The following is a 22494-nucleotide window of genomic DNA, read 5'->3' as shown; positions in this document are numbered from 1 at the left end:
GCCAAGATGAACGCTGGCGCACCATCCCCGGACAGCAAGCCGCTGACGCTGGGTGATCTGAGAGCCATGCGCGAGGCGGGCGAGCCGATCGCCTGCCTGACCGCGTACGATTCGACCTTTGCCGCGGCGCAGGAAGCCGCCGGCGTCGACCTGATCCTGATCGGCGACACCCTGGGCATGGTCGTGCAGGGACATGACAGCACCGTGCCGGTGCGCGTCGACGACATCATCTACCACACGCAATGCGTCAACCGGGCGGTTCGGCGGCCGTGGGTGGTTGCCGACATGCCGTTTCTCAGCGTGCGCTCGCCGGCGTTCGCGGTGGAGCAGGCCGGGCGGATGATGCAGGAGGCCGGCGCCCGCATGGTCAAGCTCGAAGGCGGCGACTCCCAGGTCGCGGTGACACGCGCGCTGGCGGACCAGGGCATCCCGGTCTGCGCGCATCTGGGGCTGCAGCCGCAGCTCGTCCACAAGCTCGGTGGTTTCAAGGTGCAAGGGCGCGAGGCCTCGGCGGCGCAGGCGATCGTCGATCGCGCCCGCGAACTGGAGCAGGCCGGAGCCGACATGCTGTTGCTCGAATGCGTGCCCAATGCGGTCACCCAGGGCGTGGTTGAGGCCACCTCGGTGCCGGTGATCGGAATTGGCGCCGGTCCGCATGCGCACGGGCAGATTCTGGTCATGCACGACATGCTGGGCGTGACCACCGGCCGCAGGCCGCGTTTCGTCAAGGACTACATGGCCGAAACCGGCGGCGTGCAGGCGGCTTTTGCTGCCTATGTCCAGGAGGTCAAGAGCGGCGCCTATCCGCAGCCGACCCACGGGTTCGGATGAAGCTGGTCCACGGCATCGACGAATTGCGTTCGCTGCGCGCGGAATGGCAAGCGGCCGGTGAACGGGTGGCGCTGGTGCCGACCATGGGCAATCTGCACGCGGGGCACCTGTCCCTGGTCGAGCAGGTCCGGCCGGTAGCCGATCGCACCGTCGTCAGCATCTTCGTCAATCCGCTGCAATTCGCCCCGGGCGAGGATTTTGAGCGCTATCCGCGCACGCTGACGGAAGACATGGCGCAGCTGGAGCCTTTGGCTCCCGACGTGGTGTTCGCACCATCGGTCGAGGCCATGTATCCGCGCGGCTATCCGATCGCCACCAACGTGGTCGTCAACGGGCTGGTCGAGCGCTTCTGCGGGGAATTTCGCGCCGGGCATTTTGTCGGCGCGGCGACCGTGGTGACGATTCTGCTGAACCTGGTCCGGCCCGACGTCGCGATTTTTGGCGAGAAGGATTACCAGCAACTGCTGGTGTTTCGGACGATGGCGCGTGAACTGCACATGCCGGTGGAGATTCTGTCCGGCCCCACCGTCCGCGAGGACAACGGACTGGCGATGAGCAGCCGCAACCGTTACCTCTCGGCCGAGGAACGCGACCGGGCGGCGATGCTGCGCCGCGAGCTGCTGGCCGCGGCGCGGGCGCTGAAGCGGGGCGTTCGGGATTTCCGGGCGCTGGAGACCGCCGCGCGCGCGCATCTGGTTACCGCCGGCTTCGAGCCGCAGTACTTCGACATCGTCGCACCCGACCTCGGGCCGGCCTTGCCGGAGGATGACGACTTCGTGATTCTGGCGGCCGCCGTGCTGGGGGCCGCGCGGCTGATCGACAACATCCGGCTGGATGATCCCGCCCTGGACGCTTGAGCCTCGCGGCATCGCGAACTAAACTATCTGGCTGGTGCGGGGATCGTGAGATGAGGCAGTCTGCCGTCCTCCTGAGCCCGGTTCTGCGCCAGCTCTCCACTCTTGATAAACACTGACTTCAACCGCAGAGTTCGGTCACAAGCCTCGGCGAGGTTCGCCCTATGAACGTCACCCTGTTGAAAGCCAAGCTCCATCGCGCCTGCGTGACGCATGCCGAGCTGGATTACGAGGGTTCCTGCGCAATCGACCAGGATTTGCTGGATGCCGCCGGCATCCTGGAATACGAACAGGTGCAGATCTACAACGTCACCAATGGTGAACGCTTCGAAACCTACGCCATTCTCGGCGAGCGGGGCTCGCGGGTGATCTCCGTCAATGGCGCCGCCGCCCACAAGGCGCAGCCGGGTGATCGCCTGATCATCTGCGCCTACTGCGGCATGGATGAAGCCGAGGCGCGGCGTCACAATCCGCGTCTGGTCTATCTCGACGAGACGAACCAGGTGACCCACTCCCGGAACACGATTCCGGTACAGGCCGCCTGATGGGGCCGGTTCCCGGTACCCGAATCCCCCAAACCGTTTCCCTCCGCTGATGCGCCCGCGCGGCGCGTCGGCTGACGCCTGGGCCGAGGTCGCGCGGCACGCGGCCCGTTTGCGTTCGATCCCGACGCGATCGTTGTTCGCAGCCGACGCCGCGCGCGTCGAGCGAATGAGTCTGGATGTTGCCGGACTGCATCTGGATTTCTCCAAGCAACGCATCGACAACGACGCGATGGAGGCGCTGCGTGTACTGGCCCGGTCGGCCGACGTCGCCGCGCAGATTCGTCAGCAGTTCGCCGGGGACGCGGTGAACTTCACCGAGGGCCGGGCGGCGTTGCACATGGCGCTGCGTGCCCCGAAGGACGCAGCCAATCCACCAGGCGGCCCGGCGATCGCATCGGATGTCCACGGCGTGCTGGATCGCATCGAGGCCTTTGACGATCGCGTGCGCACCGGCGCCTGGGTCGGATTCACCGGTGAACCGATTACCGATGTCGTGAATATCGGCATCGGTGGCTCCGATCTGGGGCCACGGATGGTCTGCGAGGCATTGGCCGAGTCGGTGCGCGGGCCGCGCCCGCATTTCGTCTCCAACGTCGACGCCACCGAATTGACGCGGGTGCTGCGGGGGCTGAAGCCGCAGACCACGCTGTTCATCGTGACGTCGAAATCCTTCGGGACCGCCGAGACACTGGCCAACGCGACCACGGCGCGGGCCTGGCTGGTCGATGCGCTGGGTGACCAGGCGGCGGTGGCCAAACATTTCGTGGCGGTTTCGACGGCCGCCGAGCGCGTCAGCGCATTCGGGATCGATCCGCAGAACATGTTCGGCTTCTGGTCCTGGGTAGGCGGTCGTTACTCGCTGTGGTCGGCCGTCGGATTGTCGATCGCCCTGGCGCTAGGCATGGACAGCTTCCGGGCGTTGCTCGCCGGCGCTCATGCGATGGACGAACATGTTCGCGCCGCGCCGCTGGAATCCAACGCCGCGGCCTGGATGGCGCTCGTGGGCATCTGGAACAGCAATGCGCTGGGGCTGCCGTCGCAGGTGATCGTGCCCTACGCGCAGGCGCTGGCACGGGTGCCCGCCTATCTCCAGCAGCTGGAAATGGAATCCAACGGCAAGTCGGTGCGCAGCGATGGCCATGCCACCGAGCATCAGACCGTGCCCGCGCTGTGGGGTGATGTCGGCACCAACGGCCAGCATGCGTTCTTCCAGATGTTGCATCAGGGGCCGCAACCGCTGCCGATCGACTTCATCCTGCCGGTTCGCCTGACACACGGGCAGGACCACCAGCACCGGATGCTCGTCGCCAATTGTCTGGCGCAGAGCGAGGCGCTGATGCAGGGCAAGTCGGCCGAGCAGGTTCGTGAGGAACTGGCGGGGCAGGGCATGAGCGGCGAGACGCTGGAGGATGCCGTGCCGCATCGGGTGTTCGAAGGCAGTCGACCCAGCACGACCATTCTGCTGCCCACGATCGATCCCGCGGCGCTGGGCGCCCTGCTCGCACTCTACGAGCACAAGGTCTTCATTCAGAGCGTGGTCTGGGGCATTAACGCCTTTGATCAGTGGGGCGTCGAACTGGGCAAGCAGCTGGCGACCGTGATCGAGCAGGAACTGGCGTCAGGGCAGGCCGGTTCGCACGATGCGTCGACCACCGCGCTGATGCATCGCGTCCAGGCGGGCTGGCGCGTCGACTGAACCGACGTCGCCGCCAATTGTCCACCCTCAAGTGGCTCGAGTTGAGCTACTGTATTTCTTCACTGTGCAGCAATGGAGTGCGAAATGATGCGAAGTGCGACCCGCTGGATCGTGGCCATGATGGTCGGAATCCTGGTGAACATGGGGGTTCTGGGGGCGGCTTCTGCGGCAATGGTGGGCACGCAGGATGCCCTGCGAGCCGATCACCGAGCCGAGATCGACCGAGTGCTTTCCCGGGACGAAGTCAGGCAGGAACTGCTGGCCCATGGCGTCTCCGAGGAGATGATCGATGCCCGGCTCAGCGCGATGACGGACCAGGAACTGGCCATGATGGCCAATGAATTCGATCAGTTGCCGGCGGGTGCCGGGGTGATCGAGGTTGTCGGCATCGTGTTCATCGTTCTGCTCATTCTGGAACTGGTCGGCGTCACCAACATCTTCAGCGGATTCTGAACGCCCGACTGATTCTCGTGGCCGCCCTGCTGGGTGGCTGCGCCCATCTGCAACCCTCGGCGCCGCCAGTCAGCGGCGCCGAGCTCGTTCAGACACCCTTCTTTCCCCAGTCCGCGTATCAGTGCGGGCCGGCGGCGCTGGCGACCGTGCTGGTCGATAGTGGGGCGCAAACCACCCCGTACAGGCTGGTCGAACAGGTCTGGGTCGAGGGGCGCAAGGGCAGCCTGCAGCCGGAGCTGCTTGCCGCGACGCGCCGGGCCGGCCGGCTTCCGATCCGGATCGAGCCCGATACCGACGCGCTGAACGCCGCGGTCGGCGCTGGCTACCCCACGCTGGTGTTGCTGAATCTTGGTGTGCGCTGGTTGCCGGTCTGGCACTACGCGGTGGTCATCGGGCACGCCGACGATGGCTGGATTCTGCGCTCAGGCACCACGAAGCGCCGCTGGATGCCGCATGCGGATTTCACGCGCGCCTGGAAGCTGGCCGATTACTGGGGTTTCATCGTCGCCCATCCCGCGCATGTGCCTGATGCGGTCACCACGGAGCAATGGGTTCGCGCGGCCGATGATCTGGCGAACACCGGTCATGCCGATGACGGCGTGATCGCGCTGGAACAGGCGGTCCGGCGCTGGCCAAACGACAAGCTGGCCTGGTTTGCGCTCGGAAACGCGCGGGCGGCGCGGGGGGACTGGCCGGCGGCGCAGGTCGCGCTGGAGCGTGCGGTGTCGCTGGGTCCGGACTGGACGCCCGCGGTGAACAACCTCGTCTCGACCCTGCTGGAGCTGGGGTGCCCGGATCGAGCGGCGCCACTGGTCGGTCAGTTGCGCGCGTCGTCCGCCGACTATGCGCGCCAGACCGTCCGCGAGTTCGAGGACTACGCGGGCACGGCGCGTTGTCAGTTGACGCCGTGACGCCCCAGGGCCCAGCGCACGTGTTCGCGGACCAGTTCGGACGCATCATCGCGACGTTGCCGCAGCGCGTGAACCACCGGCTCGCTGGTGGGCGCGTTGCCCAGCGCCACCGCCAGGTTGCGTAGCCAGCCCTCGTAGCCGCTGCGGCGCAACGGCATGCCCTCGGTGCGGTCCAGGAACATCGTTCTGTCCCAGGCGAACAGCTCGACCAGCGAGGCCGAGTCCAGGCCGTGGCGGGCGGCGAAATCCGGTTCCACCGTGGGTTGGGCGTACCGGTTCCACGGGCAGACCAGCTGACAGTCATCGCAGCCGAAGATCCGGTTGCCCATCGCTGGGCGCAGCGGCTCCGGAATCGGGCCGCGATGCTCGATGGTCAGATAGGAGATGCATCGCCGTGCATCCAGTTGTCGCGGCCCGGTGATGGCCTGCGTGGGGCAGATGTCGATGCAGGCCGAACAGCTGCCGCAGAGGTCGCGAACCCCGGAGGGCTCATCCACCGGCAGCGGCAGGTTGGTCAGGATTTCGCCGAGAAAGAACCAGGAGCCCGCCTCGCGATGCAGCAACAGGGTGTGCTTGCCAATCCACCCCAACCCGGCGTCGCGGCCCAGCGCCTTCTCCAGGACCGGTCCGCTGTCGACGAAGGGGCGGCTCAAGGCCTCGGGGGCGACGTCGGCTATGCGCTGGCTCAGGGTCTTCAGGCGTTTGCGCAGCAGCTTGTGATAGTCGCGGCCCAAAGCGTAGCGGGAGATGTAGGCCCGGTTCGCGTCGTCGAGACAGGCCTGCATCTGCGCCGGGGTTTCCCCGACATAGTTCATGCGGACCGAGATCGAGCGGATGGCTTCCGGCTGCAAGCGGGCCGGGTCGGCGCGCAGCCCGGCATGCCGCTGCATGTAGGCCATGGTGCCGTGGCGCTCTTCGGCCAGCCAGCGGTGCAGATGGGCGACGTCGGCGCCCAGGTCGAAACCGGTGATCCCGACAGACTGGAATCCGAGTTCCACGGCCCATTCGCGGATCGCGTGGGCGAGGTCCTGATAGTCGGCGCTCATGGTGTCGGGGCTGGAGTCGGCACGCTCCTATAATGCCGTGCATGAGCGATGCACAGCTTTATCTGCCTGATGCGGTCCGCCGGATCGACGCCACCGCGATCGAGCACTGCGGGATTCCCGGTTACGAACTGATGCGCCGCGCGGCCGGTTCCGCCCTACAGGTGTTGCGCGAGCGCTGGCCGCAGGCCCGGCGTCTGTTCGTGCTGGCCGGTGGCGGTAACAACGGCGGTGACGGGGTTGATCTCGCGCGTCAGGCGATTGAGGGCGGATTCGAGGTCCAGCTCCTGCTGCTGGGCGAGCCGGAGCGGCTCGCCGGTGCCGCTGCCGAAGCCTGGCAGGCGTTCGTGGCGGCTGGCGGACAATGCTGTCCGGAGTCCGCGATCGAGCTGGACGGCGCGGACGTGATCGTCGATGCGCTGTTCGGGATCGGGCTGGCGCGGCCGATCGAGGGGCGGGCCGCGGCCTGGGTGCAGCGCGTCAACGCCGCATCCGCGCCGACACTCGCGCTGGATGTGCCGTCGGGTCTGGATGCGCGGACCGGCACGCCGCTGGGCGTGACGGTGCATGCCGATGCGACGGTGACGTTCATCGCGCGCAAGCTCGGGCTGTTCCAGGGTGCCGCTGCGGCCTGTGTCGGTGAGGTCGTGTTTGCCGACTGCGACGTGCCGGCCGCCGCGTTTGCGGATGTCTCCCCGGTCGCCGGCGTGCTGGGTGATGACGATCTGCAGGCAGCGTGGCCCCGGCGCGGTTCCGACATGCACAAGGGACACTTCGGGCACCTGGTCGTGGTCGGTGGGCAGGCTGGCATGCCCGGCGCGGTGTTGATGGCCGCGCGCGCTGCACTGCGCAGCGGTGTCGGTCTGGTGACCGTGATCACGCACCCGGACCATGCCGCGTTCCTGCCGCTCGCGCAGGCCGAGATCATGGTCCGGGCCGCGGTTGACCCCCAGCGCATCGCGCCTTGGCTGGAACCGGCTTCAGCCATCGTCTGCGGGCCGGGTCTTGGCCAGGGCGACTGGGGGAGGGCATTGCTGTCGGCCGTGCTGGAGCAGGCGGCCGGCCGCCCCGTGGTGCTGGATGCCGATGCGCTGAATCTGATTGCCGGCGAGCCTCGGGACTTGTCACCGCAGATCGTGATCACGCCGCATCCCGGTGAGGCCGCGCGCCTGCTCGAGTGCGCGACCAGCGAGGTGCAGGCCGATCGTCTGGCATCGGCGCTGGCGTTGCAGGCGCGATGGAATTGCACCGTGGTGCTCAAGGGGGCGGGGACATGGCTCGCGGCGCCCGAGCGTCTGCCGACCGTCTGCACCGCGGGCAATCCCGGCATGGGCGTCGGCGGCATGGGCGATGCTCTGTCCGGCATCATCGGTGGCGTTGTCGCTGGGCGCGGCGCCAGTGTCGACGCGGTCGGCGGGGCCGTCCTCGCGCATGCCCGGGCCGGCGATGTCGCCGCCGCCCGTCTCGGCCAGGCCAGCCTGCTGCCCGGCGATCTGATTGATGCGCTGCCGCGCGTGCTGCCGCGACCATGACGCACTCCGTCTCCTGGGCGCTTCCGGACGAGGCCGCAACGCTGGAACTCGGGGCGGCGCTGGCCCGCGCGACCGAATCCCGTCGCGCCTGGGTGGCATTGAACGGCCCGCTGGGCGCCGGCAAGTCCACGCTGGTCCGCGGTGTGCTCCAGGCCATGGGTTGGCAGGGGCCGGTGCCCAGTCCCACCTACACGTTGGTCGAGCCCTATGAGTTGTCCCGGTGTGTCTGGCATCTGGATCTCTATCGTCTGGGCGATGAGTCGGAATGGGACGAACTGGGTGTGGACGATGCCGAACCCGATCTGCTGCTGATCGAGTGGCCGGAGCGGATCACCGGCCTCGCCGACCGCTTCGACTTGCAGATTGATCTGGCCTACGCGCAGGGCGGGCGAATGGTGACGGTGAGGTCCGGATCGGTCGATGGACACACGTTTGTTGAGTTGCTTAGGGGTGAATTCAAACTCAATACCTGAGTTAGTTGCTCTAACTCACTAAAAAACATCGACAAAACTCTTGCGCGATTCGAGGATCGGGGCTATCGTCATCGTCGGATTCGGGTGCAGGGGAGCCAGCATGCGTCGGCGCCTTGGACGAACATCTGTGAATTTGGCGTTGGTGCTGCTGGGTTGTTCAGCGGCCTGGGGCGCCTTTGCGCGTGTGGAATTGCAGGACATTCGGGTTTGGCCCGGGCCTGATTCCACGCGGGTGGTGTTCGATCTTTCCGGTGCCATCGACCACAAGCTGTTCACGCTCGATAACCCCGCTCGGGTCGTCATCGATGTTCCGGATGCCGCTCGCGGCGGCATCGGCGGCGCTGACGGGCAGGGCATCGTCAACCGGGTGCGCACGGGTCAGCGCGAGCCGGACATGCTCCGACTGGTCGTGGACCTGCAGCAATCGGTGCGCGCCAAGTCCTTCACCCTGCCGCCCAGTGGCCGTTACGGACATCGGCTTGTGGTGGACCTGGATACCGGGACCCCGGCGATTCCGCGGGCGGACACGGGCAGTGAATCCGCTTCTGCACCGGCCCCGGCGGTCGCCCTGACGGACAAGCCCATCATCATCGCCATCGACGCCGGACATGGCGGTGAGGATCCGGGCGCACGCGGCGCGCGCGGCACCAAGGAAAAGGATGTCGCACTGGCGATCTCCCGGCGTCTGGCCAGTCTCGTCAATGCTCAGCCCAACATGCGGGCGGTGCTGATCCGGGACGGTGACTACTATATCGACCTGCGCGAGCGCACTCGTCGTGCTCGCGAGGCCCAGGCCGATCTGTTCGTGTCGATTCACGCCGATGCGTTCACGGATCGTCGCGCCCGGGGTTCCAGCGTCTATGTCCTGTCCCAGCGCGGCGCATCCTCCGAGCATGCGCGCACTCTGGCCCGTCGCGAGAACGAATCCGACCTGATTGGCGGCGTTCGTCTGGACGACAAGGACGACGTGCTGGCATCGGTGCTGATCGACATCTCCCAGACGGCGGCGCTGGAGGCGAGCTTCGATGCCGCTGAGCGCATGCTCGGCGGCATGGGGACGATCAACCGCTTGCACAGCAAGACCGTGCAGCAGGCGAACTTCATGGTGCTCAAGGCCCCGGATATTCCCTCGGTGCTGGTGGAAACCGCGTTCATCTCCAATCCCGAGGAGGAGCGCCGCCTGACCGACCGCAATTTCCAGGACCGGCTCGCGCGGAACCTGCTGAGCGGCATTCAGGGCTATTTTTCCGATTACCGCCCACGGACGACGGTCGCTTCCGGGCCGGGTGGCCCGGTGGAGCCGGTGGCGGACGCCTACACGGTGCAGCGTGGCGACACGCTGTCCGAGATCGCGGCGCGCTTCAGCACCAGCATGGCCGCGCTGCGCGTGGCCAACGGCCTGGTCTCGGACACGATCCGCATCGGTGATGAGCTGACGATCCCGAGTACGCGCTAGGTCAGGGGTTCCGTCGGCGCTACCATGCGCCCATGTCAGCACGAACGATCCGCCAGCTCCCGCCTGAACTCATCGACCAGATCGCCGCTGGCGAGGTCATTGAAAGACCCGCCTCGGTACTCAAGGAATTGCTCGAAAACGCCATTGATGCCGGTGCCAGCCGGATCGACGTGGAAGCGGGCGGCGGCGGCATTCGTCTGCTGCGTGTCCGCGATGATGGGCAGGGCATTCCCCATGCCGAGATTTCCCTGGCGATGGCGCCGCATGCCACCAGCAAGATCGCGTCGCTGGACGAGTTGGAGCGGGTGGGCACCCTGGGTTTTCGTGGCGAGGCGCTGCCCAGCATCGCGTCGGTGTCCCGTCTGACCATCCGCTCTGCGACCGGCGATGACGGTGGCTGGGAGGTCGCGGGTCCGTTTCACGCCGGTCTCGAGCCGGCGCCCTGTGCGCATGCACGGGGGACCACCGTGGAAATGCGGGACCTGTTCCACAACGTGCCGGCGCGGCGCAAGTTTCTGCGTACCGAGCAGACCGAGTTCCGCCATATCGACCGGATGCTGCGGCGCACGGCGCTCAGCCGATTCGAGACCGGATTCCGTCTGTCGCATGACGGCCGCGTGGTGCGTGACTATCCGCCGGCGCAGACCGCCGCGCGCCGTGCCGCCCGCATCGCCGACGTGGTTGGCGCTGGCTTCGTCGACCACGCCGTCGAGATCGACGAGTCGCGGGCCGGCCTGCGTCTGTGGGGCTGGCTGGGTCAGCCGTCCATCGCGCGGGCGCAGGCGGATTGGCAGTACATGTTCGTCAACGGCCGCCCGGTCCGGGACAAGGTCGTGACACATGCGATCAAACAGGGGTATGGCGACGTCCTGCATCATGCGCGTCAGCCCGCCTATGTCCTGTTCCTGGAAATGGACCCGGCCGGTGTCGACGTCAACGCCCATCCGGCCAAGCACGAAGTGCGGTTTCGCGATCAGGGCAAGATTCACGGCTTTCTGTCGCATGTGGTCTCCCAGGCGCTGTCCGGCGCGGCGCCCAGCAAGCCGCATCACGCGGAATTCGCACCCCCCGCCGCGGCGCAGGCCAGGGAGGGTGGTGGCTACGCACCCGGTGGCGGTCAGTCGGGACTGCGGTTCGCGACTGGGGAGAGTCGCGGCCTCTATGACTGGGCGGCCCGGCCCGTCGCCTCCGAGCCGGCGGCGGCCTGGAACGGTGAGGCCGCCGCGGCGCTGGTGGAACCGCCGCGTGCGGACGCCGGAGAATCCGCCGAGATTCCGCCGCTGGGTTACGCGCGCGCCCAGCTCCACGGCATCTACATCCTCGCCGAGAATGCCGAGGGACTGGTCTGCGTGGACATGCACGCGGCGCATGAACGTATCGTCTACGAGACGCTCAAGCGGCAGCGTGACGCCGGGGTGGTGCCCAGCCAGCCGCTGCTGGTGCCGCTGGATGTCTCGGTGTCCGAGCGCGAGGCCGATCTGGCCGAGGCCAGCGAGCAGGCGTTGTCTGACGGTGGTTTCGAACTGACCCGCGCCGGCCCGACCACGGTGACCGTTCGCCGTGTCCCCACGGCGCTGGCCGATCTCGACATCGCCGCGCTGCTGGTGGATCTGCTGGGCAGGATGGAGCAGGAGGCCGGCGCCAGCCGGGAGCTGCGCCGGCTGAGTGACGAACGACTGGGCACCTTGGCCTGTCATGCCTCGGTGCGAGCGAACCGTCAGCTGACGCTGGCCGAGATGAATGCGTTGTTGCGTGACATGGAACGCACGGAGCGCAGCGGCCAGTGCAACCACGGACGCCCGACCTGGGTGCAGATCAGTCTCCGGGAGCTGGACCGCCTGTTCCAGCGGGGGCGATGAGCTTCCGGCCGGTCGTCTGCCTCATGGGTGCGACCGCGACGGGCAAGACCGAGCTGGGCCTGGCGCTCGCCGATGCCTTGCCCGTCGACTTGATCAGTGTCGATTCCGCGCTGGTGTATCGAGGCATGAACATCGGCACCGCCAAGCCGGATGCGGACACGCTGCGCCGGTACCCGCATGCCCTGATCGACTGCTGCGAACCCGAGGACGCCTACTCGGCGGCCCGCTTTGTCCAGGACGCCACCCGGCATATCGGGCGGGCGCACGAGGCCGGTCGGCTGCCGGTGCTGGTCGGCGGCACGCATCTCTACTATCGGGCGCTGCTGCATGGTCTGAGCGAACTGCCCAGCGCCGATCCGCGTGTCCGGGCCGCCATCGCCGAACGCGCCGCCGTGCGGGGCTGGCCCGCGCTGCATGCCGAACTGGCGGCACATGATCCGGACAGCGCCAGCCGCATTCATCCCAACGACGCCCAGCGCATTCAGCGCGCGCTGGAGATCATCGAACTGTCGGGGCGTACGCCCAGCGAGCATTTCCGCCATCTCGTCTCGCCGGCCAGGGCGGAGGGATGGTCGGTGCTGTCAATGGCGATTGGTGATGACGACCGGGCCGCGCTGCACGCCCGGATCGGGGCGCGTTTTGACCAGATGATGCGCGATGGTTTCCTCGAAGAGCTGGAAACCCTGCGCCGCAGGCCCGGGCTGAGGGCGGATTATCCCTCAATGCGCAGTGTTGGTTACCGCCAGTTGTGGAGATACCTCGACGGGGATTGCTCCCTGGACGAGGCGGTGGAGGCGGGGAAGGCGGCCACGCGGCAGCTGGCGCGGCGTCAATGGACGTGGCTGAGAAAGGAACCTGCGCTGCGCTGGCTCCGCGCGGACGAGGCGCCGCGAGAGCGTGTCGTGGCGCTCACAAAAGACCATCTGTTGTCTGGCGGATAACCGACCATATGGTAGGCTAAGCAAAACCCGATCGCTCGCCGAAACCGGCGGTTTGTCGTCGAAGAGTGCTCGGGTCGCGGTCACCACCGACTCCACATAATAACTTGGGTTTCAAACGCCCGGCTCGCGCCAAAAGGATGGGTCATGTCTAAGGGACAAATTTTGCAGGAGCCTTTTCTCAATATCCTGCGCAAGGAACGCATCCCGGTTTCTATTTATCTGGTCAACGGCATCAAATTGCAGGGGCAGATCGAATCCTTCGATCAGTTCGTGGTGCTGCTCAAGAGCAACGTCAGCCAGATGGTCTACAAGCACGCCATTTCCACCGTCGTTCCGGCCCGCAATGTCCGGGTGACCGAGGGCTTGGGATACGGCGCGAGCGAAGAGGACTAGGCGGATCGGCGTATCCGTCTGCCGGGATGTCCGTATGAACGCGGGGCGGGCCTGAACACCCGTTCCATGCAACTGGGGCGTACAGTCGCCCCGGAGGCAGGCATCCATGTTTGAACGTCCGAAACTCGGGCAGCGCTCGCTGCTCGTGCATCTTGATTTCAACGAATGGGATTTCGACGAATCGCATGCCGAATTCGTCGAACTCGTCGTGTCCGCCGGCGGAGAGATCGTCGGCGAGATCGGAGGGCGGCGACAGACGCCGGATCCCCGTTATTTCGTGGGTTCCGGCAAGGCCGAGGAAATCGCCGAGCAGGTCCAGGCGCTGGACGCCGAGGTCGTCATCGTCAATCACGACCTCAGTCCCAGCCAGGAGCGGAATCTGGAATCCCGGGTCAAGGCGCGGGTGCTGGATCGCGCCGGGCTGATCCTGGACATCTTCGCCCAGCGCGCCCGTTCGCACGAGGGCAAGCTGCAGGTGGAGCTTGCCCAGCTCGAGCATCTGGCCACGCGGCTGGTGCGCGGCTGGTCGCATCTGGAGCGTCAGAAGGGTGGCATCGGCCTGCGCGGGCCGGGGGAAACCCAGCTCGAGACTGACCGGCGCCTGCTGGCGCAGCGGATCAAGAACCTGAAGCGGCGGCTCGACGACGTGCGCGCCCGCCGCGAACTGGGCCGGCAGGCCCGTCGCCGCAATGCCGCGCCCACCGTATCGCTGGTTGGTTACACCAATGCCGGCAAGTCGACCCTGTTCAACGCGCTGACCACGGGGGGTGTCTACGCGGCGGATCAGCTGTTCGCGACCCTGGACCCGACCCTGCGGCAACTGGAACTGCCGGCTGGCGAGCCGGCCGTGCTGGCCGACACCGTGGGGTTCATCCGCGACCTCCCGCATGAACTGGTCGCCGCCTTCCGCGCCACGCTGGAGGAGACGATCGAGGCGGATCTGATCCTGCACGTTGTCGACGCCTCGGACCCCGAGCGTGGGGCGCGGATGCGCGATGTCGAGACGGTGCTCAAGGAAATCGGCGCGGACAAGCGCCCTCGGCTTGAGGTCTACAACAAGGTGGATGCCAGCGACCAGTTCGGGGTTGGTGTCATCAATGGCGAGGACGGCCTGCCGGTCCGCGTCCACGTTTCGGCGCTCAAGGGCGAAGGTCTGGATGAGTTGCTGGATGCCATCGCTCTGCGGCTGCGTCCCGACATGGCGAGGATGACGGTGCGGATTCCCGCGGACGCGGGCCGACTGCGCTCCCGGTTGTTCGCGACCGGCGCCGTGCACCGCGAGACCGCGCTGGACTCCGGCGAGCAGGAGCTGGAGCTGGCGATTCCCCACTCGCAGTTCGATCGCATCTGCCGTCAGGAAGGCGTGGACCCCGATCGGCTGCATGCCTGAATCGCGAGATGGACAGGGCTGGTAGAATGCCCGCCGTTTTGACTTGACCGACCCATGCACTCCAACGGAGACCTTCATGGCCTGGAATGAGCCCGGCAACAACGGGCAGGATCCCTGGGGCCGACGTGGCCCGAATCAGGGACCACCCGACCTCGACGAAATGCTCAAGAAACTGCGCGAACGCTTCTCCGGTGGAGGATCGGGCGGTAGCGGCGGCGGCGGAGGTGGCGGCAAGCTGATCAAGAGCCTGCTGCCGCTGATCATCGGCGGCGTGGTCGCGCTCTGGCTGCTGTCCGGCTTTTATGTCGTCGACGAGCAGCAACGTGGCGTGGTCCTGCAGTTCGGTCAGTACATCAGCACCACCGAGCCTGGTCTGCGCTGGCATGTGCCAACGCCGATCCAGACCGTGGAGCGGGTCAACGTGACCTCGGTGAACGCGCTGACCGAACGTGCGTCGATGCTGACGCAGGACGAGAACATCGTCGACGTCAGCCTGCAGGTGCAGTACCGCGTGCGCTCGGCCGAGGAATACCTGTTCAACGTTCGTGACCCCGTCCGCACCCTCAAGGAGGCGACCAAGTCGGCGATTCGCGAGGTCGTCGGCAAGTCCGACATGGACTTCATTCTGACCGCCGGTCGTGAAGCGGTGGCTGCGCGCACCAAGGAGTTGCTGCAGGAAACCATCGACAGCTACGACGCTGGCCTGCTCGTGACCGAGGTCAACCTGGAGGAAGCCACGGCGCCGCAGGCGGTGCAGGGTGCCTTCGCCGATGCGATCAAGGCGCGCGAGGACCAGGAGCGCCTGATCAACGAGGCCCAGGCCTACGCCAACGACATCCTGCCGCGTGCGCGCGGCGCGGCGGCGCGTGACATCGAGCGGGCCCAGGGTTATCGGGAAAGCGTGGTCGCCGAGGCCAAGGGTGAAACCGCCCGCTTCGGCGCGTTGCTCACCGAGTACAAGCAGGCGCCGCAGATCACGCGCGACCGTCTGTACCTGGACGCCATGAACGACGTGCTGGGCAGCACCAGCAAGATCATGATCGATTCGAAGGACGGCAATTCGCTGATGTATCTGCCGCTGGATCAGATGATTCAGTCCATGGGCGCGGTGGAGGCACGGCGCCAGAGCGATCGGAACAGCAGTTCGGACGGTGGTTCCACCAACGGTTCGAGTTCGACCAACTATCGCTCGACCTTCGAAGACAGCCGTAACCGGGGGCGCCGCTAATGTCTGGTAAGCAACTGTTTCTGCTGGTCATCGTTCTGCTGGCGGCCTTCCTGGCGCTGGATTCGGTGTTCGTCGTGGACCAGCGCGAGAAGGTGCTGGTGTTCCAGCTTGGCCAGATCAAGCGGTCGGACAGCGAGCCCGGTCTGCACTTCAAGCTGCCGCTGGTCCAGAACGTCCGGTCCTTCGATTCGCGGGTGCTGACGCTGGATGCCGATGCCGAGGAATACCTCACGCTCGAAAAGAAGAACGTGAAGGTGGATTTCTACGTCAAATGGCGCATCGCCGATGTGGCGCAGTACTACCGCGCCACCAGCGGCCTGGAGAGCAATGCGCTCTCGCGGCTGTCGTCCATCATCAACCAGGGGCTGCGTGACGAGTTCGGCAATCGCACCATCCGTCAGGCGGTGTCCGGCGAGCGCAACGACATCATGCGCTCGATGGAAGCCAACGCCGCCGAGAAGATCGCCGAGTTCGGCATCGATCTGGTGGACGTGCGGATCAAGCGCATCGACCTGCCGGATGACGTCAGCGACTCGGTCTACAACCGCATGCGCTCGGAGCGCCAGCGCGTGGCCGCCGACTTCCGTGCCCGAGGGGCGGAGGAGGCCGAGAAGATTCGTGCCGCGGCCGAACGCGAACGTCAGGTGATGCTTGCCGAGGCCTATCGTGAGGCCGAGGAACATCGAGGGCGGGGCGACGCCGAGGCCGCCGCGATCTACGCCAACGTCTACGGCGAGGACACCGAGTTCTACAACTTCTACCGCAGCCTTGACGTCTATCGGACCGGCTTCCAGGGTCGCAGCGACGTGCTCGTGCTGGAGCCCGACAGCGAGCTGTTCCGCTACTTCAAGAACGGGGCGGACGGGCGCTAGGCGTCCGTCCGAACCGGCTCGCGTTCCACGGGGTGAACTGACGGCATGTGGCAGGATATCGCCCGCGCGGTAGCGCTGGTGCTGATCATCGAGGGCATGATGCCGTTCGTGTCACCCACTCACTGGCGATTGCTGCTGGCGCGTGTGGCCGCCGCGGACGATCGCACGCTCCGTACCGCCGGGCTGATCGCCATGATCGCCGGCCTCGCTCTGCTGCAAGTGATGCGATGACGTTTCATGCCTGGACTTTGCCGGATGGCGTGGAGGAAGTACTGGCGCCGGATGCCTGGGTGCTGGAAACCCTGCGCCGTGACCTGATCGATCTCTATCGGTCCTGGGGCTACGCCTTCGTGCTGCCGCCGCTGATCGAGTACATCGAGTCCCTGCTGACTGGCGCCGGTCGTGAGCTGGACGTGCAGACGTTCAAGCTCACCGATCAGAACAACGGCCGGCTGATGGGGCTGCGCGCGGACATGACCCCGCAGATCGCCCGCATTGACGCCAACCGGATGCTGGCCGACTCGCCGGCGCGCCTTTGCTACACCGGCACGGTGCTGCGCGCTCGGCCCGGCATGGCCGCGAGTTCCCGGGCCCTGCGTCAGATCGGGGTCGAGCTGTTCGGGCATGCCGGCGTGGAGAGCGATCGGGAAGTGCTGTCGCTGATGATCGCGACGCTGCGCACCGCCGGCATCGACAACTTCCATCTGGATCTGGGGCATGTCGGCGTGGTTCGCGCGCTGCTGGCGCCAGCGGCGCTTTCGCCCGATCTGGAAGCCGACGTGTTCAATGTGTTGCAACGCAAGTCGGTACCCGACCTGGAATGGATGCGGCCGCGCATCGGCGACGCGCTGGCCGACCAGCTTGGTGTGCTGATGCGGCTCAACGGAACGCCGGACGTGCTGGAGACGGCGCGCTCCGCGCTGGCGGGCATCTCGCCTGATATCGACGCGGCGCTGGACGAGCTGGCCGGGCTTTGCGGCTGGCTGGCGGCGCAGGAACCCGATCTGGCGGTGCATGTGGACCTCGCCGAGTTGCGTGGCTACCACTACCACACGGGCGTGGTGTTCGCGGCCTTCGTCGAGGAACATGGCCGCGAGCTGGCGCGCGGCGGGCGCTACGATTTCGTCGGCGAAGCCTTCGGGCGTGGTCGACCGGCCACCGGCTTCTCGTCGGACCTCAATGTGCTGACGCGCGTGGCCAATCGCGCCGCGGAGCGGGTATCGGTGATACTCGCCCCCGGCGTTGCCGATCCGGCGCTGGATGCCCGCGTGCGTGAGTTGCGGGCGGGCGGCGAGGTGGTGGTGCAGGCGCTGCCCGGTCAGGCCTGTCCCGAACATGATCGCCATCTGGCGTTGCAGGAATCCCGATGGACCATTCAACAGGGAAGCATCGATGACCCGAGGTCGTAATCTGGTGGTAATCGGCGCCCAGTGGGGCGACGAGGGCAAGGGCAAGATCGTCGACTGGCTGACCGATCGCTGTGCCGCGGTGGCGCGCTTTCAGGGCGGCCACAACGCCGGCCACACGCTGGTGATCGACGGTGAAAAGACGGTCCTGCACCTGATTCCCTCCGGCATTCTGCGCGACGATGTCCGCTGCCTGATCGGCAACGGCGTGGTCATCGCCGCCGACGCGCTGATCGAGGAGCTGGACATGCTCGCGGGCCGCGACGTGCCGGCGGAGGAGCGGTTGATGATCAGCCCGTCCTGTCCGCTGATCCTGCCCACCCACAAGGCGCTGGATCTGGCGCGCGAGAAGGCGCGTGGCTCGGCGAAGATCGGTACCACCGGTCGGGGTATCGGTCCGGCCTACGAGGACAAGGTGGCCCGGCGCTCGGTGCGTATCGACGACCTGTTCCACCGCGAGCGTCTGGCAGCCAAGCTGGGCGAGATGCTCGACTTCCACAATTTCGTGCTCACGCGCTACTTCAACGAGCCGGCGCATGATTTCCAGGCGATTCTGGAGCAGCAGCTCGAGTACGCCGAACGTATCGCGCCCATGGTCGGGGATGTGACCCGTCATCTGCACGAAACCTGCGAATCCGGTGAGAACGTGCTGTTCGAGGGCGCTCAGGGTTCGCTGCTGGACGTGGATCACGGCACCTACCCTTATGTGACGTCGAGCAACACGACGGCCGGTGGCGCCTGCACCGGGACCGGAATCGGCCCTCGCCAGATCGACTACGTGCTGGGCATCGTCAAGGCCTATGCCACGCGCGTCGGTGCCGGGCCGTTTCCGACCGAGCTGTTTGACGACATCGGCCAGTCCATCGCCGCGCGTGGCGCGGAATTTGGCGCCACCACGGGGCGGCCGCGTCGCTGCGGCTGGTTCGACGCGGTGGCGTTGCGCCGCGCGGCGATCTACAACAGCATCAGCGGGCTTTGCGTGACCAAGCTGGACGTGCTCGACGAGATGGAACGCATCTCGATCTGCACGGGCTATCGGCGTGACGGCGAACTGGTCGATCACCTGCCGGGCGGCGCCGAAGCCCTGGCCGATTGCGAGCCGGTGTACGAGAGCATGCCCGGCTGGCAGCAGTCGACGGTGGGTGTGGACAGCTTCGAGGCGTTGCCCGCGGCGGCGCAGGCGTTCCTGCTGCGTATCGAGGAACTGGTCGGCACGCCGATCGATCTGGTCTCCACCGGACCGGACCGCACCCAGACCATCGTCCGGCGTCATCCGCTGGGATGATAGGATGCCGCCCGCGTCATCACCGCGGGCGGCGATTCAGCATGGCAGCGCCCGATCCGGTCGGATGGGCGTTCGATTTCTTTCAAGAGGATGCGCAGGTCTGCGCGAGCAGGTGGAGAGGCGAGAATCGCCGTCAATCCACCGGGCCGCTTGCCGGGCAACCATCGCCGGATCAAGAGAGATCCGGAAGCGATGGTGCCGAGGAGAGGACTTGAACCTCCACGGGGTTTCCCCCACTGGCACCTGAAGCCAGCGCGTCTACCAATTCCGCCACCTCGGCAAGCGGCGGCGGAGATTATCGATGGGCGTTGACCTTGTCAACGCCTGATTCCAAGGACTCAGAAACATGAGCAAAAAACAGCGTAAAAAAGGGTGGGCCGCGGCCGATCCCGCGTTCGAGCGGGAACAGCAGCGCTACGCCTCGCCGGTCCCCAGCCGGCAATTCATTCTGGAAACACTGACGGAGCACGGGCGGCCGATGAGTCGCAATTCGTTGCTGCGGCATTTCGGCCTCGCCGAGGACGATGAGGCGCAGACGGGCCTGTCTCACCGGATTGGCGCGATGATCCGCGACGGTCAGCTGGTGGAAAACCGTCGCGGCGCACTGGGCCTGCCCAAGCGCATGGATCTCGTGCCCGGCCGGGTGATCGGTCATCGCGACGGCTTCGGCTTCCTGCAACCCGACGCGGGCGGTGACGACATCTTCCTGAGCCCGCGCGAGATGCGTCGCCTGCTGCACGGCGATCGCGCGCTGGTCCGCATCACTGGCGAGGATCGCCGTGGTCGCAAGGAAGGCTCGGTGGTCGAGGTGCTGGAGCGCGGGAACGACACCGTCGTCGGGCGTCTGATGATCGAACGCGGGGTCTGTTTCGTCGTGCCCGACAACAGTCGTATCGCCCAGGACATCATGATCAGCCCGGATGATCTCAACGGTGCCTGCCACGGGCAGATCGTCACGGTCGAGCTGATCGAGCAGCCGAGCCGCGGCGGCAAGCCCATCGGGCGCGTCAAGGAGTTGCTTGGCGACCACATGGCACCGGGCATGGAGATCGACATCGCCGTGCGCTCGCATGGCATTCCGTACGAGTGGCCCGAGGCGGTCGACGAGCAGATCGCGGGCTTGTCCGCCGAGGTCGCGGAGTCCGACAAGGCCGGCCGCGAGGATCTGCGGGATCTGCCGCTGGTCACGATCGACGGGGCCGACGCGCGCGACTTCGACGACGCGGTCTACGCCAAGCCCACGCGGGGTGGCTGGAAGCTGTACGTGGCGATCGCCGACGTCTCGGCCTATGTCCAGCCCGGCACGCCGCTGGATCAGGAAGCCTACAAGCGCGGCAACTCGGTGTATTTCCCGGAGCGCGTGATTCCGATGCTGCCGGAGATCCTGTCGAACGGGCTCTGCTCGCTCAACCCGCATGTCGACCGGCTGTGCATGGTCTGCGAGATGCAGGTCGGCAAGAACGGCGAGGTCAAGCGAGGGCGCTTCTACGAGGCGGTGATGCGCTCGCAGGCGAGGCTGACCTACGACGAGGTTGCTGAGCTGCTGGCCAACGAGGCCGCGGCGACGCGCGGCGAGCGCGCCAAGCTGATGCCGCATCTGACGGCCCTGCACGCGTTGTACGAGGCCTTGCGCGATGCGAGGGACTCGCGTGGCGCGATCGATTTCGAATCCTCCGAGACGCGGATCATCTTCGGTCGCGACCGCAAGATCGAGCGCGTGGTCCCGGTGGTGCGCAATGTCGCGCACAAGATGATCGAGGAATGCATGATCGCCGCGAACGTGCAGGCGGCCAGGGCCCTGGAGAGCGCCAAGCAGCCGACGCTTTACCGCGTGCACGAGCAGCCGCCCGGGGATCGCCTGGAAGATCTGCGGGCGTTCCTCGCGGAGTGGGGGCTCGGGGTCGGCGGTGGCCAGAAACCGGAGGCGCAGCACTTCTCCCGGTTGCTGGAGGAGGTGGCCGGCCGGCCCGATGCGCGCCTGATCCAGACCGTGTTGCTGCGCTCGATGGCCCAGGCGGTGTACCAGCCGGAGAATCAGGGGCATTTCGGACTCGCGCTGGAGCGTTATGCGCACTTCACGTCACCGATCCGGCGCTATCCGGACCTGATCGTTCACCGCGGGCTCAAGCGGCTTTGCAAGGGAACGACCACGGGCGCGCACGACTACAGCACAGAGGAGATGACCCAGGCAGGGGCGCATTGCTCCGGCACGGAGCGGCGAGCTGACGAGGCGACGCGCGACGTGATGGACTGGCTGAAATGCGAGTTCATGCTCGACCGCGTGGGTGATGTGTTCGAAGGCCTGATCGTCGGCGTGACCTCATTCGGCCTGTTCATCGAACTCGATGACCTGGCGGTGACCGGTCTCGTTCATGTCAGCCAGTTACGGAACGACTACTATCATTTCGAATCCAAGTATCACCGCTTGCGAGGGGAGCGGACCGGTCGGATGTACCGTCTCTCGGATCGCATGGCCGTCAAGGTCGTGCGCGTCGACCTCGACGAGCGCAAGATTGATTTCGAACCGGTGGAAGGCCGGTCTGGGAAAACAAGGAGCTGAGATGGAAATGCGGCAGAAAGTTGGAATGCGTAACACGATTCTCGGTCTGGGCGTGGCGTCGGCGGTTCTGGTCGCCGGTTGCGCGACCGATGACCCGAATCGCCGGGCCAAGACCGGTGCGGCGATTGGCGCCCTCGTCGGTGCCGTTGCCGGACACCAGGTCGACGGCGACAAGGGTCGCTACATCGGTGCTGCGGTGGGTGCCCTGGCCGGTGGCGCGGTCGGTCACTACCAGGACAAGCAGGCAGCGGAGCTGGAACGCGAACTGGCGGCCGAGCAGGCACGCGGCGAACTGAACATCACGCGCCTAAGTGGCAATGCGCTGAAGGTGGGCATCGCGTCCGACGCGACGTTCGACTTCGACAGCGCCGCGATCAAGTCCAGTGCGCAGGCCACCTACGCCAAGATCGCCTCCGTGCTGAAGGATTACGACAAGACGATCATCCATGTCGTCGGTCATACCGATAGCACCGGATCGGACAGCTACAACCAGGGCCTGTCCGAGCGTCGTGCCTCGGCGGTGGCCTCGGCGTTGACCTCCAACGGGCTCAACACCGCGCGCTTGCTGACCGAAGGGCGGGGTGAAGCCGAGCCGATCGCCGACAACGGCAGCAAGGACGGCCAACGCCGCAACCGCCGGGTCGACATCGTGATCAAGCCGATCGTCGAGGGGCAGGAGCAGCAGGCCTACACGCCGCCGCCTTACCTGGGCGCATAATCGTCGATCACCGCAAGACTGGCGGGGGCCCATGCGGCCCCCGCTTTG

Annotated in this window: 21 protein-coding genes and 1 tRNA gene; 20 read left to right on the top strand and 2 right to left on the bottom strand. The window is 66.5% G+C overall.

All coding sequences use genetic code 11. The annotated features are described in order from the left end of the window. Positions 1-6 precede the first annotated feature (6 nt). From panB to ABNS06_RS06780, 6 genes are all read left to right on the top strand, one after another. The gene (panB, locus tag ABNS06_RS06805; protein ID WP_348673423.1) at positions 7-831 is read left to right on the top strand and encodes a 3-methyl-2-oxobutanoate hydroxymethyltransferase; all 825 of its coding nucleotides are present in this window, start codon (positions 7-9) and stop codon (positions 829-831) included. Beyond that, a complete protein-coding gene (panC, locus tag ABNS06_RS06800) occupies positions 828-1688 on the top strand; it encodes a pantoate--beta-alanine ligase (RefSeq protein ID WP_348673421.1) in 861 nt (286 codons plus the stop codon). The genes panB and panC overlap by 4 nt, the downstream gene beginning before the upstream one ends. Before the next feature lie 161 nt (positions 1689-1849). After that, positions 1850-2230, top strand: a complete 381-nt coding sequence (panD, locus tag ABNS06_RS06795) for an aspartate 1-decarboxylase (protein WP_348673420.1) — start codon at positions 1850-1852, stop codon at positions 2228-2230. Between the two features lie 49 nt (positions 2231-2279). Beyond that, entirely contained in the window at positions 2280-3926 is a 1647-nt protein-coding gene (pgi, locus tag ABNS06_RS06790; protein ID WP_348673419.1) for a glucose-6-phosphate isomerase, read from the top strand. An 84-nt stretch (positions 3927-4010) separates the two neighbouring features. Then, entirely contained in the window at positions 4011-4379 is a 369-nt protein-coding gene (locus tag ABNS06_RS06785; protein WP_348673418.1) for a PA2779 family protein, read from the top strand. Between the two features lie 17 nt (positions 4380-4396). Continuing rightward, positions 4397-5290 carry a PA2778 family cysteine peptidase gene (locus ABNS06_RS06780; protein ID WP_348673416.1) on the top strand — a complete coding sequence of 298 codons (894 nt, stop codon included), beginning with the start codon at positions 4397-4399 and terminating at the stop codon, positions 5288-5290. On the opposite strand, the gene queG is transcribed toward ABNS06_RS06780, so the two are convergent. Then, positions 5275-6336, bottom strand: a complete 1062-nt coding sequence (gene queG, locus ABNS06_RS06775) for a tRNA epoxyqueuosine(34) reductase QueG (protein WP_348673415.1) — start codon at positions 6334-6336, stop codon at positions 5275-5277. The genes ABNS06_RS06780 and queG overlap by 16 nt on opposite strands. Before the next feature lie 41 nt (positions 6337-6377). Between queG and ABNS06_RS06770 the strand changes: the two genes are divergently transcribed. The 12 genes from ABNS06_RS06770 (at position 6378) to ABNS06_RS06715 (ending at position 19168) form a co-directional block, all read left to right on the top strand. Continuing rightward, positions 6378-7865 carry an NAD(P)H-hydrate dehydratase gene (locus ABNS06_RS06770; RefSeq protein WP_348673414.1) on the top strand — a complete coding sequence of 496 codons (1488 nt, stop codon included), beginning with the start codon at positions 6378-6380 and terminating at the stop codon, positions 7863-7865. Next, on the top strand, positions 7862-8338 hold the full coding sequence (gene tsaE, locus ABNS06_RS06765; protein WP_348673412.1) for a tRNA (adenosine(37)-N6)-threonylcarbamoyltransferase complex ATPase subunit type 1 TsaE: 477 nt from the start codon (positions 7862-7864) through the stop codon (positions 8336-8338). The genes ABNS06_RS06770 and tsaE overlap by 4 nt, the downstream gene beginning before the upstream one ends. Positions 8339-8465: 127 nt before the next feature. Continuing rightward, the gene (locus ABNS06_RS06760) at positions 8466-9794 is read left to right on the top strand and encodes an N-acetylmuramoyl-L-alanine amidase (protein ID WP_348673411.1); all 1329 of its coding nucleotides are present in this window, start codon (positions 8466-8468) and stop codon (positions 9792-9794) included. 32 nt (positions 9795-9826) lie between these two features. After that, positions 9827-11653, top strand: coding sequence for a DNA mismatch repair endonuclease MutL (mutL, locus tag ABNS06_RS06755; RefSeq protein ID WP_348673410.1), 1827 nt, complete (start codon positions 9827-9829; stop codon positions 11651-11653). Next, on the top strand, positions 11650-12594 hold the full coding sequence (miaA, locus tag ABNS06_RS06750; protein ID WP_348673409.1) for a tRNA (adenosine(37)-N6)-dimethylallyltransferase MiaA: 945 nt from the start codon (positions 11650-11652) through the stop codon (positions 12592-12594). The genes mutL and miaA overlap by 4 nt, the downstream gene beginning before the upstream one ends. 144 nt (positions 12595-12738) lie before the next feature. Next, the gene (gene hfq, locus ABNS06_RS06745; RefSeq protein ID WP_348673408.1) at positions 12739-12987 is read left to right on the top strand and encodes an RNA chaperone Hfq; all 249 of its coding nucleotides are present in this window, start codon (positions 12739-12741) and stop codon (positions 12985-12987) included. 106 nt (positions 12988-13093) lie between these two features. After that, complete coding sequence (gene hflX / locus ABNS06_RS06740) at positions 13094-14377, top strand: ribosome rescue GTPase HflX (protein WP_348673407.1); 1284 nt, start codon at positions 13094-13096, stop codon at positions 14375-14377. A gap of 76 nt (positions 14378-14453) precedes the next feature. Next, positions 14454-15605, top strand: coding sequence for an FtsH protease activity modulator HflK (hflK, locus tag ABNS06_RS06735; protein WP_348673406.1), 1152 nt, complete (start codon positions 14454-14456; stop codon positions 15603-15605). Next, a complete protein-coding gene (gene hflC, locus ABNS06_RS06730; RefSeq protein WP_348673405.1) occupies positions 15605-16477 on the top strand; it encodes a protease modulator HflC in 873 nt (290 codons plus the stop codon). Before hflK ends, hflC begins: the two co-directional genes overlap by 1 nt. A 45-nt stretch (positions 16478-16522) precedes the next feature. Then, positions 16523-16708: a DUF2065 domain-containing protein gene (locus tag ABNS06_RS06725; RefSeq protein WP_348673404.1), complete on the top strand. Its 186-nt coding sequence runs from the start codon at positions 16523-16525 to the stop codon at positions 16706-16708. Then, entirely contained in the window at positions 16705-17886 is a 1182-nt protein-coding gene (locus tag ABNS06_RS06720) for an ATP phosphoribosyltransferase regulatory subunit (protein ID WP_348673402.1), read from the top strand. The genes ABNS06_RS06725 and ABNS06_RS06720 overlap by 4 nt, the downstream gene beginning before the upstream one ends. Beyond that, positions 17870-19168 carry an adenylosuccinate synthase gene (locus tag ABNS06_RS06715; RefSeq protein WP_348673401.1) on the top strand — a complete coding sequence of 433 codons (1299 nt, stop codon included), beginning with the start codon at positions 17870-17872 and terminating at the stop codon, positions 19166-19168. The genes ABNS06_RS06720 and ABNS06_RS06715 overlap by 17 nt, the downstream gene beginning before the upstream one ends. Before the next feature lie 193 nt (positions 19169-19361). Here ABNS06_RS06715 and ABNS06_RS06710 read toward each other — a convergent pair. Beyond that, positions 19362-19448 (bottom strand) — tRNA-Leu (locus ABNS06_RS06710). Between the two features lie 66 nt (positions 19449-19514). Here ABNS06_RS06710 and rnr point away from each other — a divergent pair. Then, positions 19515-21728: a ribonuclease R gene (gene rnr, locus ABNS06_RS06705; RefSeq protein WP_348673400.1), complete on the top strand. Its 2214-nt coding sequence runs from the start codon at positions 19515-19517 to the stop codon at positions 21726-21728. A 25-nt stretch (positions 21729-21753) separates the two neighbouring features. Further along, positions 21754-22446, top strand: coding sequence for an OmpA family protein (locus ABNS06_RS06700; protein WP_348673399.1), 693 nt, complete (start codon positions 21754-21756; stop codon positions 22444-22446). The last annotated feature ends 48 nt before the right edge of the window (positions 22447-22494 follow it).

Source organism: uncultured Abyssibacter sp., assembly GCF_964000955.1.
Lineage (GTDB): Bacteria > Pseudomonadota > Gammaproteobacteria > Nevskiales > OUC007 > Abyssibacter.
This window is presented reverse-complemented; position numbering and strand designations above follow the sequence as displayed.

Coding starts and splice junctions, on each gene's coding strand:
- hflK (WP_348673406.1), top strand. CDS start 14,454: ATGGCCTGGAATGAGCCCGGCAACAACGGGCAGGATCCCTGGGGCCGA.
- rnr (WP_348673400.1), top strand. CDS start 19,515: ATGAGCAAAAAACAGCGTAAAAAAGGGTGGGCCGCGGCCGATCCCGCG.
- ABNS06_RS06725 (WP_348673404.1), top strand. CDS start 16,523: ATGTGGCAGGATATCGCCCGCGCGGTAGCGCTGGTGCTGATCATCGAG.
- hflC (WP_348673405.1), top strand. CDS start 15,605: ATGTCTGGTAAGCAACTGTTTCTGCTGGTCATCGTTCTGCTGGCGGCC.
- pgi (WP_348673419.1), top strand. CDS start 2,280: ATGCGCCCGCGCGGCGCGTCGGCTGACGCCTGGGCCGAGGTCGCGCGG.
- ABNS06_RS06700 (WP_348673399.1), top strand. CDS start 21,754: ATGCGTAACACGATTCTCGGTCTGGGCGTGGCGTCGGCGGTTCTGGTC.
- ABNS06_RS06770 (WP_348673414.1), top strand. CDS start 6,378: ATGAGCGATGCACAGCTTTATCTGCCTGATGCGGTCCGCCGGATCGAC.
- hfq (WP_348673408.1), top strand. CDS start 12,739: ATGTCTAAGGGACAAATTTTGCAGGAGCCTTTTCTCAATATCCTGCGC.
- panD (WP_348673420.1), top strand. CDS start 1,850: ATGAACGTCACCCTGTTGAAAGCCAAGCTCCATCGCGCCTGCGTGACG.
- hflX (WP_348673407.1), top strand. CDS start 13,094: ATGTTTGAACGTCCGAAACTCGGGCAGCGCTCGCTGCTCGTGCATCTT.
- ABNS06_RS06720 (WP_348673402.1), top strand. CDS start 16,705: ATGACGTTTCATGCCTGGACTTTGCCGGATGGCGTGGAGGAAGTACTG.
- mutL (WP_348673410.1), top strand. CDS start 9,827: ATGTCAGCACGAACGATCCGCCAGCTCCCGCCTGAACTCATCGACCAG.
- panB (WP_348673423.1), top strand. CDS start 7: ATGAACGCTGGCGCACCATCCCCGGACAGCAAGCCGCTGACGCTGGGT.
- miaA (WP_348673409.1), top strand. CDS start 11,650: ATGAGCTTCCGGCCGGTCGTCTGCCTCATGGGTGCGACCGCGACGGGC.
- queG (WP_348673415.1), bottom strand. CDS start 6,336: ATGAGCGCCGACTATCAGGACCTCGCCCACGCGATCCGCGAATGGGCC.
- ABNS06_RS06715 (WP_348673401.1), top strand. CDS start 17,870: ATGACCCGAGGTCGTAATCTGGTGGTAATCGGCGCCCAGTGGGGCGAC.
- ABNS06_RS06785 (WP_348673418.1), top strand. CDS start 4,011: ATGATGCGAAGTGCGACCCGCTGGATCGTGGCCATGATGGTCGGAATC.
- tsaE (WP_348673412.1), top strand. CDS start 7,862: ATGACGCACTCCGTCTCCTGGGCGCTTCCGGACGAGGCCGCAACGCTG.
- panC (WP_348673421.1), top strand. CDS start 828: ATGAAGCTGGTCCACGGCATCGACGAATTGCGTTCGCTGCGCGCGGAA.